Below are 12,323 nucleotides of genomic sequence, written 5' to 3'. Positions count from 1 at the left end.
GTGCCGTGCCGGTGTCGTGCCGTTCGCAGTGTTGGACCGCAGGACGGGGCGGAAATCATCGGCGGTCCGGGAAGAATTCCGGGGAAGTCCGCCGGGACGTCCGCCGGCGGACGTTCGTCAGCGGGACAGGGGCAGGGCGGCCAGGGCAGCGACGAGGAGGGTCAGCGGGCCGAAGAGGGCGAGCAGTGCGGCGGCCCGTACGGCGGCGGCCGCGCGGAGCGTCGACCGGGGGGCGCCCAGCCGCAGCAGGGCGGAGACGGTGTCGGCGCGGGTGTGCTTGGTCTCGACGGCGGCGGTGAGCAGGGTGCCGACCGTGGCGCCCGCCACGACCAGGGCGCCGAGGGCGCCGAGGGGGTGGGAGGCGGGCCCGTCCTCGCCGTACAGGGCCACCGCCGCGTAGGCCGCGGAGGCCACGGCGCACACGACGCCCAGGGGGCGGCCGATGCGGGTCGACTCCTCCATGAGGACGCGGCCGGCGAGGAGGCGCAGGGCGCCGGGGCGGACCGCCTGGAGGAGGCGCCCGCAGAGGTGGGTGAGGCCGGGGCCGGCGAGGGCCAGGCCGAGGGCGGTCAGAGTCCAGCCGAGGAGGATGCCGGCGGAGGGGGTGGCGGAGTGGGGGTGCGTCGTGTTGCCGGTGTAGGTCTCGATGGCGAGGCCCGCGGTGAGGGTGGCGATGCCCCAGGGGAGGGTGGTGGTGGTCGGGCGGGGGGTGTCCGTCGGGATGGGGGACGGGGTGTCGTCCGCCGGGGTTGCCGTCGGGTGGGGTGCCGGCGCTTGCCGGGTGCCTGCCCCGGAGGGCGTACCCCCAGCGCCCGCGCTCCCCCACTCCCGGCTTCCCTCGAGCGGGGGGACCCCCCTCGCCCCGACGGTACGACCGCCCGCGGGCTGGGTGGCGGCGGCGTAGCCCTGCTCGGCCTCGGCGGTCGGGGCGACGGCCGGGACCGTGGCCGGTTCCGATGCGCGGCGGGCACCGTATCGGCCGTAGGCGCCGAAGGTTTCGCGGGCCGCGCCCCAGCCGTACGCGCCGAAGCGGCCGTAGCCGCGGGTGCTCGCGGCGCGGGCGGGGCGCGCCTCGCGGGGGCGGAGGGAGAGGGCCACCGCGGCGGACGCCGTCGCCGGGAGCAGCGTCAGGAGGGTCACCGCCGCCGGGTAGGGGAGGGGCAGACCGACGGCGAGGGCGTCGGCCGCGGCGCCGTCGAACGGTGCGGCGGTCAGGTCGCCGCGCAGGTGGAGGAAGGCGAGCAGGGCCGCCAGCGAGCCGACCGCTCCGGCCAGGGCCGTGGTCGTCGCGGAGACGGCCATCAGCCGGCCGGGGCCGAGGCCGATCGCGGACAGGCCGGAGCGGGGCCGGGTGCCCGGGTCGGTGCGGGCCACGGCGACGGCGAAGTACACGGTGGCGGCGAGGGGGGCCGCGCACCAGGCGAGGCGGAGCGCGGAGGCGCCGGGCGTGCCCGGGTGGCCGATCGCGTGACCGAGGGCGCACAGCAGCAGGAAACCCGTGCCCGCCGAGAACGCCGCGACCAGCAGACGGCGCAGCTGGACGGCGATCCGGGCGCGGCGGGTCAGACGGAGAGCGAGCACGCTGCCCGGCCTTCCGTCGCGGGGCCCGAGGAGGCCACCGGGGTCTCGGGCACCGGCGGCAGGTGCACGGTCTTGACCTGCCGCCCGTCCAGCAGCGAGACCGTGCGGTCGGCGAGCGCGGCGGTCTGCGCGTCGTGCGTCGCCAGGACGACGGTGATGCTGTGGGACCGGGCCGCAGTGGTGAGCGTCCGCAGCACATGGGCGCGGTCGGCACGGTGCAGGGGCGCCGTCGGCTCGTCGGCGAACAGCACCGAGGGCGTGACGGCGAGCGCGCGGGCGATGCAGACCCGCTGCCGTTCGGCCTGCTGGAGTTCGTGCGGGCGCCGGCGGGAGACGCCGCCGACGTCGAGACGCTCCAGCCACTCCAGGGCGGTCGTCTTGGCCCGGCGCCGGCCCGTGCCGCGCAGCATCAGGGGGAGCGCGGCGTTCTCCCAGACGTTGAGCTCAGGGACGAGCTCGGGGGAGGGGCCGATCCAGGCGAAGCGGTCGCGGCGCAGCCGTTCGCGGCCGATCGGGCCCATGGTGTGCACCGGCACGCTGTTGTACCAGACCTCGCCGTCCTGCACCCGCAGCAGCCCGGACAGACACCGCAGCAGTGTGGTCTTGCCGCTGCCGCGCGGCCCGCCGACGGCGAGGATCTCGCCCTCCCGGACGCCGAGCGAGACGCCCTGCAGCGCGGGCGAGCCGTCGTGGTGCTGGAAGTGCAGGGCACGGGCCCAGAGCACGTCGTTGTCCGGCGGAGCCTCCATGGGCGTACACCTCGGTTCTGATCCGTTGTTCCCCGGCCGTTCCCCCGTCCGGGGGAACGAAGGCGGGGCCGATCGGTCACGAGGCACCGTAGGCAGTCACCGGGGTGCGGCCGGACAGCACGCGGCCCCGGGCCGCCGTTTCTCACTCGAACGGACGGCACCGGGGCCGGTGATGATCATCCGGAAGGATGACCGGAGCGCCGCGGGATCAGAGCTTCGTCCACGCCTCCGTCAGGGTGGCGCGCAGGATCTGCTCGATCTCGTCGAAGGTCTCCTGGTTGGAGATCAGCGGCGGGGCGAGCTGGATGACCGGGTCGCCGCGGTCGTCGGCACGGCAGTACAGACCGTTGTCGAAGAGGGCCTTCGACAGGAAGCCGTAGAGGACGCGCTCGGTCTCCTCGTCGTTGAACGACTCCTTGGTGTTCTTGTCCTTGACCAGCTCGATGCCGTAGAAGAAGCCGTTGCCGCGGACGTCGCCGACGATCGGCAGGTCGAGGAGCTTCTCCAGGGTGGCGCGGAAGTTGCCCTCGTTGTCGAGGACGTGCTGGTTGAGGCCCTCGCGCTCGAACAGGTCGAGGTTGGCGATGCCGACCGCGGCGGAGACCGGGTGGCCGCCGAAGGTGTAGCCGTGCAGGAAGGTGTTGTCGCCCTTGTAGAACGGCTCGGCCAGGCGGTCGGAGATGATGCAGGCGCCGATCGGGGAGTAGCCCGAGGTCATGCCCTTGGCGCAGGTGATCATGTCCGGGACGTAGCCGAACTTGTCGCAGGCGAAGGTGGTGCCGAGGCGGCCGAAGGCGCAGATGACCTCGTCCGAGACGAGCAGCACGTCGTACTGGTCGCAGATCTCGCGCACGCGCTGGAAGTAGCCGGGCGGGGGCGGGAAGCAGCCGCCGGCGTTCTGCACGGGCTCGAGGAAGACGGCCGCGACCGTCTCCGGGCCCTCGAAGAGGATCTGCTGCTCGATCTGGTCGGCGGCCCAGCGGCCGAAGGCCTCGGGGTCGTCGCCGAAGAGCGGGGCACGGTAGATGTTGGTGTTCGGCACCTTGTGCGCGCCGGGCACGAGCGGCTCGAAGGGGGCCTTCAGGCCCGGCAGGCCGGTGATGGACAGGGCGCCCTGCGGGGTGCCGTGGTAGGCGACCGCGCGGGAGATGACCTTGTACTTGGTCGGCTTGCCGGTCAGCTTGAAGTACTGCTTGGCGAGCTTCCAGGCGGTCTCGACCGCCTCACCGCCACCCGTGGTGAAGAAGACCTTGTTGAGGTCCCCGGGGGCCTCGTTCGCCAGGCGCTCGGCCAGCTCGACGGCCTTCGGGTGCGCGTAGGACCACACCGGGAAGAAGGCGAGCTCCTGCGCCTGCTTCATGGCGGTCTCGGCCAGTTCCTGGCGGCCGTGTCCGGCCTGGACGACGAACAGGCCGGCGAGACCGTCGAGGTAGCGCTTGCCCTTGTCGTCGTAGATGTGGGTGCCCTCACCGCGGACGATGGTGGGGACGGGGGCGTTCTCGTACGACGACATGCGGGTGAAGTGCATCCACAGGTGGTCGTAGGCGGCCTTGCTGAGGTCCTTGGGGCTGTCGGTGCTCACGATTATCGGGTTCCCCACATGTAGGTCTGCTTCTTGAGCTTGAGGTAGACGAAGCTCTCGGTGGAGCGCACTCCGGGGACGGCCCGGATACGTCGGTTGATGACCTCGAGGAGGTGGTCGTCGTCCTCGCAGACGACCTCCACCATCAGGTCGAAGGAGCCCGCGGTCATCACCACGTACTCGCATTCGGGCATGGCCGCCAGCGCGTCGGCGACGGACTCCACGTCGCCCTCGACGTTGACACCGACCATCGCCTGCCGGCGGAAGCCCACGGTGAGCGGGTCCGTGACGGCGACGATCTGCATCACGCCCTGGTCGAGCAGCTTCTGGACGCGCTGGCGCACGGCCGCCTCGGAGAGGCCGACGGCCTTGCCGATCGCGGCGTACGGCCGGCGGCCGTCCTCCTGGAGCTGTTCGATGATGGCGAGGGAGACGGCGTCCAACTGGGGTCCGCCGTTCCTGGACTCGCGGGAGTCCTTCGGGTCTGCGCTTCGACTGGCCACAACCTCACTGTGCACGACGTATCGGCAGTTTTGCAAGGCCGGATCGATGAAATTCGTTGTCTGGATCGTCTTCAGCTGCGGATATCGCAATCCGGAGGGGAGTGGGGGTGTTGAAAACGTCGGTACTCCGTCTAGGGTGGGTGTCTCAGTTACTGGACACCCGAACTTGGAGGGCCGGCAGTGAGCACCGAGCTGCGTCGTCTGCGCAATTACATCGACGGTGAGTTCCGGGACGCCGCCGACGGACGGACCACGGAAGTGGTCAACCCCGCAACGGGCGAGGCCTACGCGACCGCCCCCCTGTCCGGGCAGGCGGACGTGGACGCCGCCATGGCGGCCGCCGCCGCGGCCTTCCCGGCCTGGCGCGACACCACCCCGGCCGAGCGGCAGAAGGCCCTCCTCAAGATCGCGGACGCGTTCGAGGAGCGGGCCGAGGAACTGATCGCGGCGGAGGTGGAGAACACGGGCAAGCCCATCGGGCTGACCCGCTCCGAGGAGATCCCGCCGATGGTCGACCAGATCCGCTTCTTCGCGGGCGCGGCCCGGATGCTGGAGGGCCGCAGCGCGGGCGAGTACATGGAGGGCCTGACCTCCATGATCCGCCGCGAGCCGATCGGCGTCTGCGCGCAGGTCGCCCCGTGGAACTACCCGATGATGATGGCCGTGTGGAAGTTCGCCCCGGCGCTCGCCGCGGGCAACACGGTCGTCCTCAAGCCCTCGGACACCACCCCGGCGTCCACCGTCCTGATGGCGGACATCATCGGCTCGATCGTGCCCAAGGGCGTCTTCAACGTCGTCTGCGGCGACCGCGACACCGGCCGCCTGATGGTCGAGCACGAGACCCCGGCGATGGCCTCCATCACCGGCTCGGTGCGGGCCGGCATGTCGGTCGCCGAGTCCGCCTCCAAGGACCTCAAGCGGGTCCACCTGGAGCTGGGCGGCAAGGCGCCGGTCGTGGTCTTCGAGGACACCGACATCCCCAAGGCCGTCGAGGGCATCTCGGAGGCGGGCTACTTCAACGCCGGCCAGGACTGTACGGCGGCCACCCGCGTGCTGGTCCACGAGTCGGTCCACGACGAGTTCGTGAGCGCCCTCGCCAAGGCCGCGTCCGAGATCAAGACCGGGCAGCCGGACGACGAGGACGTGCTGTACGGCCCGCTCAACAACCCCAACCAGCTCAAGCAGGTCGCCGGGTTCATCGAGCGGCTGCCCGCCCACGCCAAGGTCGAGGCCGGCGGCCACCAGGTCGGCGACAAGGGCTACTTCTACGCCCCGACCGTCGTCTCGGGCCTCAAGCAGGACGACGAGATCATCCAGAACGAGGTCTTCGGCCCGGTCATCACCGTCCAGGCCTTCCGCGACGAGGACCAGGCCGTGGAGTGGGCCAACGGCGTCGACTACGCGCTGGCCTCCTCCGTGTGGACCAAGGACCACGGCCGCGCCATGCGGATGTCCAAGAAGCTCGACTTCGGCTGCGTGTGGATCAACACCCACATCCCGCTGGTCGCCGAGATGCCCCACGGCGGCTTCAAGAAGTCCGGCTACGGCAAGGACCTGTCGGGCTACGGCTTCGAGGACTACACGCGCATCAAGCACGTGATGACGTCGCTGGACGCCTGACGGCCCCGGCCCGCAGGCGGCCCCGGACGGGAAGCCCCGTCCGGGGCCGCGGTGCGTGCGGGCACGGGTCCGCGCCGGGGTCGACAGGGTGTCCGGCCTGGGCGGACCGGCTCGACGCAGCGTCGATTGCCGCCGCGCGGACGGACGCGGGATGCTGCGGCCATGCCCCTGCTCCCGAGGAAGCCCTCGCTCTCCCGCCGGTCCCTGCTGCGCGGCCTGGGCGGCACCGCCGCGCTCGGCGCGCTGGCCGGCTGCGGTGTGCCGGCCGCGTACGTCGCCCCCGGCGACCGCGCCGCGACCGACCGGTCCGCCACCCAGCACCGGCTCACCTGGGCGAACTGGCCGCTCTACATCGACACCGACGACGAGCACCCGAGCCGGCGGCCCACGCTCGAGGCGTTCGAGAAGCGGACCGGCATCTTCGTCGACTACGTCGAGGAGATCAACGACAACGACGAGTTCTTCGGCAAGATCAGCCCGTCCCTGATGAACCACCAGCCCACCGACCGCGATCTGATCGTCATCAGCGACTGGATGTGCGGCCGCTTCGTCCGGCTCGGCTGGGTCCAGGAGATGGACCGCTCCCGGCAGCCGAACGTCACCGAGTATCTGGACCCGCAGCTGCGTTCGCCCGCCTTCGACCCGGGCCGCAAGTACACCGTGCCGTGGCAGTCCGGCATCACCGGCATCGCCTACAACCGCCGCCGCCTCGGCCGGGAGATCCGGCACGTGTCCGACCTGTGGGCGAAGGACCTCAAGGGCCGGGTGACCCTGCTCTCCGGAATGGACGAGGCCTTCGCACTGCTGATGCAGGGCAACGGCGTGGACATCACCGACTGGAAGAACGACGACTTCCACACGGTCTGCGACCAGGTGGAGAAGCAGGTGGCCAAGGGCCAGATCCGCCGTTTCACCGGCAACGACTACATCAAGGACCTCTCCAGTGGCGACGTCCTGGCCTGCCAGGCCTACTCCGGTGACGTGATCCAGCTCCAGGCGGACGACCCGGACATCGAGTTCGTCGTCCCCGAGGAGGGCGCCGAACTGTGGGCCGAGTCCCTCATGGTCCCCAACCTGGCCGCCCACAAGGCCAACGCCGAGCGGCTGATCGACTTCTACTACCAGCCCGAGGTCGCCGCCGAACTGGCCGCCTGGGTCAACTACGTCTGCCCGGTCCCCGCCGCCCAGGACGTGCTCGCCTCCAGCGACGACGAGGAGACCGCCGCCCTGGCCGAGGACCCGCTGATCTTCCCCGACGCGGCGATGCGCGAACGGCTGGCGATCGCCAAGGACATCCCGTCGGGGCAGCGCGCGGAGTTCGCGAAACGGTGGAACGGGATCGTGGGCGTGTAGCAGACTGATCATGTGATCAATTCATCGCGTGAGGAAAAGGCCGGCGGCGCCGTCACGCTGGGGCTGCTGGCCGCCTGGGCGCTGCACGACGCCGAGGAACTGCTGGCCGTGCCCGGCTGGTGGCGGCGCAACCTGCCCGCGCTGCGCGAGCGGTACCCGGCGGTGCCGGAGGCCGTGTGGCGGCGGGCCGTGCCGGTGGAGCCGCGGGAATTCGCGGTCGCGGTGGGGGCGATGGCCGTGATCGTGGCCTCGGCCTCCGCGGCGGGCCGGCTGACCGGCGGCCGGTCGGCCGTGTACCAGACCGCGCTCAACGCCTTCGGTCTGCACGGTCTGGTCCACCTCGCGCAGGCGGGACTCGTCCGCGGCTACACGCCCGGTTCCGCGACCTCGCCCCTGCTCGTCGTCCCGTTCACCCTCTGGGCCCGCCACCGGCTGCACCGGGCCGGCGTCCTGCGCCGCTCGCGCCCGCGCGACCTCGCCCTGGGGCTCGGCCTGGCGGGCGCGGCGACCGTCGTGTCGCACGCGGTGGCGCGGCGGGTGACGGGGGCCGGGAAGGGCTGACGGGTTCAGCCGAGGGCGGCCGCGGCGATCCCGTCGAGGACCGGGTTGGCCTCCGCGCTCTTGGCGTCCGTGGACGTGATCGACGTGACGAGGGTGAGCCTGAGGTCCCGGGTGCCGCCGACGAGGGTGCCGTAGCCGTAGCGGGACCCGGACTTGCCCCAGAAGATCCGGTCGCCGACCTTCTTGTACTCCAGCCCCGCGCTGAGGGTCGCCTCCGGGAGGCCCGGCGGGGTGGTGAACATCTCCTCCAACTGCGGCTCGGGCACGATCCGCCCCGCGAACAGGGACGTGATCAGCCGCTCCAGGTCGGCGGTGGTCGTGATCATGTCACCGGCCGCCCAGCGGTCCGCCTGGTTCCACTCGGTGACGTCGACCAGTCTCGTCGTCCCGTCCGGACGCTCCACCGCCTGGTAGCCGCGGTTGTGCGGGCCCCGGATACGGGGGTCCGTGCCCGGGAAGTACGTGTGCCGCATGCCGGCCGGGCGCAGGACCAGGCGGGTCGCCTCGGCGGCGTACGAACGGCCCGTGACCTTCTCGATCAGCAGACCGAGGACCGTGTAGTTGATGTTCAGGTAGTGCTGCTGATCGCCCGGATCGAACTCCGGTCCCTTCGCGATCGCCGACGCGACGACCTGCCGCGGGGTGAGGGTGTCGAAGCGGTGCGCGTACAGCTCCGCGAAGTCGTCCCCGAGCCCGTCGCCCGCCGGGATGCCGCTGGTGTGGTCGAGGAGCTGGCGCACGCTGATCGGCCGGTCGAAGGCGGGGGTGAAGACACCGGGGAGATACCCCTGGACCGGGGCGTCCAGGTCCACCCGGCCCTGGGCCGCGAGGCGCAGGACCGTGGCGGCGGTGACGACCTTGGTGATCGATCCGGCGCGGAACAGCGCGTCCGGGTCGGCGGGCCTGCCGCTCGCCAGGTCGCGGACGCCCGCGCTGCCGCGCCATGTGCCGTCGCTGCCGCCGACCCGGACGAGGGCCGAGGTGGCGTACTGGTCGGGCACCACGTCGACGGCGGCGCGCAGGGCGTCGGCGTTGGGGGAGACCTTGGTGTGCGCGACGGGGGCGGGGGAGTGGTGGGGGTGCGAGCGGTGGGGTGCGGCGAAGGCCGGGGCCGCGAGGGGGGCCGCGGTCAGGGCGAGGGCAAGGGACGCGGCGAGGGCGGTGGTGCGCGCGGTCATGTGACGACGCATCGACGGCTCCAAGAGGCTCGGGCGGCAAGGACGATGATCATCCTTGTGTGCCGAGCCCCCCGGGGGGATCGTCGGTGAGGAGGGCGCCCGCCCTGGAGCCCGGGTGGGGGAAGACCCCCATGGGGGAGGGGACTTGTCAGGGGTCGCCCCTACGGGCGCCGGGCCGCGCGCAGCCCGTGCAGGACGTCGACGCGGTTGGTCGTGATCGAGTCGACGCCCAGGGCCAGCAGGCGGCGCATGGAGCGGCGGGTGTCGGGGGTCCAGACCGACAGGAGGAGACCGTCACCGTGGACACGGTCGGCGAGGGCCCGGTCCACCAGTCCGAAGCGGTAGTTGAGCCACCGCGGCCGGACCGCCGCCAGCAGCCCGGGGCGGGGCGGCGCGGCCGTCGTCCAGGTCAGGGCGATCTCGGCGGCGGGGTCGACGGCGCGTACGGCGAGCATGGCGGCGGCGCCGGCCGTGTAGTACACGCGGTCCGCCGCCCCGCACCCGCGGACCACGTCCACGATGCGGCCCACCGCCCGCTCGCCCGGCGCCCCCGGCAGGTCGAGCATCACCCGGCTGCCCTCCGTCGCGGCCAGCGCGTCCGCCAGCGTCGGCACCCCGCCCGCCGTCAGCTGCCGCACCTCCTCGGCCGACAGCGAGCGCAGCGGCCGGTCGTGCTCCCACAGCCGCTTCAGGGTCTCGTCGTGCAGGAGTACCGGCACGCCGTCCCGGGTGAGGCGGACGTCGGCCTCGACCGCGTCCGCGCCGCGGGCCAGGGCGGAACGCAGCGAGTCGATCGTGTTCTCACGGAAGCGATAGGGGTCGCCGCGGTGGGCTACGGCGGTCGTGTCGCGCGGGGTGCTCATGACGGGGGCAACTCTCAGGAGGCGAGCCAGGTGGCGGTGTACGTGTCGATCTCGTCCCTGATCCTCGCCTTGCCCGGCGCGTCGAGGAAGGACGCCTCCACGGCGTTCCTCGCCAGGTCGGCGAGACCCCGCTCGTCGAGGCCGAGGAGCCGGGCGGCGACGGCGTACTCGTTGTTGAGGTCGGTGCCGAACATCGGCGGGTCGTCGGAGTTGATCGTCACCAGGACGCCGGCGCGCGTGAACTCCTTGATCGGGTGCTCGTCCAGGGTGCGCACCGCGCGCGTGGCGATGTTCGAGGTCGGGCACACCTCGAGCGGGATCCGGTGCTCGGCGAGATGCTCCAGGAGCTTCGGGTCCTGGGCGGAGCTGGTGCCGTGCCCGATGCGTTCGGCGCGCAGGTCGGTGAGCGCGTCCCACACCGTCTGCGGGCCCGTGGTCTCACCGGCGTGCGGCACCGAGTGCAGGCCCGCGGCGATCGCGCGGTCGAAGTACGGCTTGAACTGCGGGCGGGCCACCCCGACCTCGGGCCCGCCGAGCCCGAAGGAGATCAGCCCCTCCGGGCGCAGCCGGTCGTCGGTGGCGAGCCGCGTCGTCTCCTCGGCCGACTCCAGACCGGCCTCGCCCGGGATGTCGAAGCACCAGCGCAGCACGGTCCCGAACTCCGCCTCGGCCGCCTTGCGGGCGTCCTCGATGGCGTCCATGAACGCGCCCTCGTCGATACCGCGCCGGGTGGAGGAGAAGGGGGTGATGGTCAGTTCGGCGTAGCGCACCTGCTGCCGGGCCATGTCCCGGGCCACCTCGTACGTCAGCAGCCGCACGTCCTCCGGGGTGCGGATCAGGTCGACGACGGACAGGTACACGTCGATGAAGTGCGCGAAGTCCGTGAACGTGAAGTAGTCGGCCAGGGCCTCGGGGTCGGTGGGGACCTTGGAGTCGGGGTGCCGGGCGGCGAGTTCCGAGACGATGCGCGGGGAGGCGGAGCCGACGTGGTGGACGTGCAGTTCGGCCTTGGGCAGTCCGGCGACGAAGGCGTGCAGGTCGCGCGGGACGTCGGGGTCGACGAGGTGCTGGGTCAAGGGGTTCCTCCCCGGAACGGCGTCCCGGTACCGCCCGGGCGGGCGGGTCCCGAGGGACGCGGGTGATCGGCTGATCGGTGACTCCGGATCATCGTAGGCCGGGGCCCTGCGCGGCGGGGACGGGCCGTAGCATGACGGGACGTTCGAACAGAGGGGGCCCCGCGCATGTCCGACGACACGCAGCGCATGTCCGACGACACGCAGCCGCCGCGGGCCGACGCGCGGACGCCGGACGACGACGGCGTCGCGGACGCGGTCCCCGGAGTCGGCCTGGTCAAGCCGGACCGCCCGGCCGATCCCTGGGCGCCGCCCGCGGACGACGCCGGGGGCGGCGGTCCAGGAGGCACCCTCGCGTCGAACGGACCGGCGCCGTGGCCGGCTCCGTCCGTCCACGACCAGCAGACGGTCACGTCCCTGCCGGACGTGGGCGGGCAGCCGCCGCCGTGGGCGAGTCCCGGGGGCGGGGCGGGGGCGTCGGCGGGCGGCACGAACAGTCCGTACGCGCCGGGTGCGGCCACGGTTCCTCCGGGGGCCGGCAATCCCTTCGCGGTGCCGGGTGCGGCGGTCCCTCCGGGGGCCGGCAACCCGTTCGCGGCGCCGGCGCCGTCGTACGCCGGGCAGGAGCAGGCCGCCGTTCCGCCGCCGCCGATCGCCCCCGACGGGCCCGGTCAGGTTCCCTACGGCTATCCCGGGGGGCCCGTCCACCCCGGGCAGGGTGGTTATGGCGTTCCCCAGCCGTACGGCTACTACGGCTGGCCCGGCATGGGGCCGATGCCGAGCAACGGGATGGGCACGGCGGGGCTCGTGCTGGGCATCGTGGGGGCGATCGTCTTCTGTCTGTGGCCGCTCGCGATCGTGCTGGGCATTCTCGGGGTCATCTTCGGGGCGGTCGGGCGAGGGAAGGCGCGGACCGGGGAGGCGACCAATCCGGGGCAGGCGTTGGCCGGGATCATCTGCGGGGCCGCGGGGATTGTGCTGGGTATGGGATTCGGCGTGCTGGTGATCGTCACTTAGCGGGGGCCCTGGCGTGGGCGGCCGGGGGTGGGCGCGTCGCCCGGCGTAGCGGGGTGCCTCTCCCAGCGGGGGGACTCCAGCGCCCACCCGTGGCGCCCTGGGGGCACCTCCCAGGCCGTTCAGGCACTGGGGGAGGCACGCGGCTCTCACCCCGCCCCGCGCGGTTATGGGGCCGGCTTCGGCCCCACACCCTCCGCAGCTACGGGGCCGGCGTCGGCCCACACCCCCGCAGCTACGGGACCG

10 protein-coding genes and 1 pseudogene are annotated in these 12,323 nt (G+C 72.8%); 4 read left to right on the top strand and 7 right to left on the bottom strand.

Features of this window, described 5'->3' with window-relative positions:
• Positions 1-117: 117 nt before the first annotated feature.
• The 4 genes from AB0E77_RS19905 to AB0E77_RS19890 all read right to left on the bottom strand — a co-directional run bounded on the left by AB0E77_RS19905 (position 118) and on the right by AB0E77_RS19890 (position 4,430).
• The gene (locus tag AB0E77_RS19905; RefSeq protein WP_361572368.1) at positions 118-1,581 is read right to left on the bottom strand and encodes a hypothetical protein; all 1,464 of its coding nucleotides are present in this window, start codon (positions 1,579-1,581) and stop codon (positions 118-120) included.
• Complete coding sequence (locus AB0E77_RS19900; protein ID WP_361572365.1) at positions 1,563-2,330, bottom strand: ATP-binding cassette domain-containing protein; 768 nt, start codon at positions 2,328-2,330, stop codon at positions 1,563-1,565. The genes AB0E77_RS19905 and AB0E77_RS19900 overlap by 19 nt, the downstream gene beginning before the upstream one ends.
• 208 nt (positions 2,331-2,538) lie before the next feature.
• On the bottom strand, positions 2,539-3,912 hold the full coding sequence (locus AB0E77_RS19895; protein WP_361572363.1) for an aspartate aminotransferase family protein: 1,374 nt from the start codon (positions 3,910-3,912) through the stop codon (positions 2,539-2,541).
• Positions 3,913-3,914: 2 nt separating this feature from the next.
• Positions 3,915-4,430, bottom strand: coding sequence for an Lrp/AsnC family transcriptional regulator (locus AB0E77_RS19890; RefSeq protein ID WP_161168497.1), 516 nt, complete (start codon positions 4,428-4,430; stop codon positions 3,915-3,917).
• Positions 4,431-4,595: 165 nt separating this feature from the next.
• Between AB0E77_RS19890 and AB0E77_RS19885 the strand changes: the two genes are divergently transcribed.
• The 3 genes from AB0E77_RS19885 to AB0E77_RS19875 all read left to right on the top strand — a co-directional run bounded on the left by AB0E77_RS19885 (position 4,596) and on the right by AB0E77_RS19875 (position 7,949).
• Positions 4,596-6,035 carry a gamma-aminobutyraldehyde dehydrogenase gene (locus AB0E77_RS19885; RefSeq protein WP_361572360.1) on the top strand — a complete coding sequence of 480 codons (1,440 nt, stop codon included), beginning with the start codon at positions 4,596-4,598 and terminating at the stop codon, positions 6,033-6,035.
• A gap of 162 nt (positions 6,036-6,197) precedes the next feature.
• A complete protein-coding gene (locus AB0E77_RS19880) occupies positions 6,198-7,388 on the top strand; it encodes an extracellular solute-binding protein (RefSeq protein WP_361572358.1) in 1,191 nt (396 codons plus the stop codon).
• 12 nt (positions 7,389-7,400) lie between these two features.
• Entirely contained in the window at positions 7,401-7,949 is a 549-nt protein-coding gene (locus AB0E77_RS19875) for an HXXEE domain-containing protein (protein ID WP_361572355.1), read from the top strand.
• A 5-nt stretch (positions 7,950-7,954) separates the two neighbouring features.
• Here the strand turns inward: AB0E77_RS19875 and AB0E77_RS19870 are convergent, their stop codons facing one another.
• The 3 genes and pseudogenes from AB0E77_RS19870 to AB0E77_RS19860 form a co-directional block, all read right to left on the bottom strand.
• Positions 7,955-9,127: a serine hydrolase domain-containing protein gene (locus AB0E77_RS19870; protein WP_361572463.1), complete on the bottom strand. Its 1,173-nt coding sequence runs from the start codon at positions 9,125-9,127 to the stop codon at positions 7,955-7,957.
• Positions 9,128-9,288: 161 nt separating this feature from the next.
• Entirely contained in the window at positions 9,289-9,990 is a 702-nt protein-coding gene (locus tag AB0E77_RS19865; RefSeq protein WP_361572353.1) for a glycerophosphodiester phosphodiesterase, read from the bottom strand.
• 14 nt (positions 9,991-10,004) lie between these two features.
• Positions 10,005-11,168, bottom strand: a pseudogene (locus AB0E77_RS19860) (adenosine deaminase); the annotation flags it as partial.
• Positions 11,169-11,231: 63 nt separating this feature from the next.
• On the opposite strand from AB0E77_RS19860, the gene AB0E77_RS19855 reads away from it, so the two are divergent.
• Complete coding sequence (locus AB0E77_RS19855) at positions 11,232-12,080, top strand: DUF4190 domain-containing protein (RefSeq protein WP_361572471.1); 849 nt, start codon at positions 11,232-11,234, stop codon at positions 12,078-12,080.
• The last annotated feature ends 243 nt before the right edge of the window (positions 12,081-12,323 follow it).

The organism is Streptomyces sp. NPDC032940, assembly GCF_040636935.1.
Taxonomy (GTDB): Bacteria; Actinomycetota; Actinomycetes; order Streptomycetales; family Streptomycetaceae; genus Streptomyces.
The sequence above is the reverse complement of the archived record's forward strand: the minus strand, read 5'-3'. Positions and strand labels throughout refer to the sequence as shown.

Excerpts from the sequence above, each read along its gene's own strand:
- AB0E77_RS19900 (WP_361572365.1), bottom strand. The coding sequence starts at position 2,330 with ATGGAGGCTCCGCCGGACAACGACGTGCTCTGGGCCCGTGCCCTGCAC.
- AB0E77_RS19880 (WP_361572358.1), top strand. The coding sequence starts at position 6,198 with ATGCCCCTGCTCCCGAGGAAGCCCTCGCTCTCCCGCCGGTCCCTGCTG.
- AB0E77_RS19870 (WP_361572463.1), bottom strand. The coding sequence starts at position 9,127 with ATGACCGCGCGCACCACCGCCCTCGCCGCGTCCCTTGCCCTCGCCCTG.
- AB0E77_RS19865 (WP_361572353.1), bottom strand. The coding sequence starts at position 9,990 with ATGAGCACCCCGCGCGACACGACCGCCGTAGCCCACCGCGGCGACCCC.
- AB0E77_RS19855 (WP_361572471.1), top strand. The coding sequence starts at position 11,232 with ATGTCCGACGACACGCAGCGCATGTCCGACGACACGCAGCCGCCGCGG.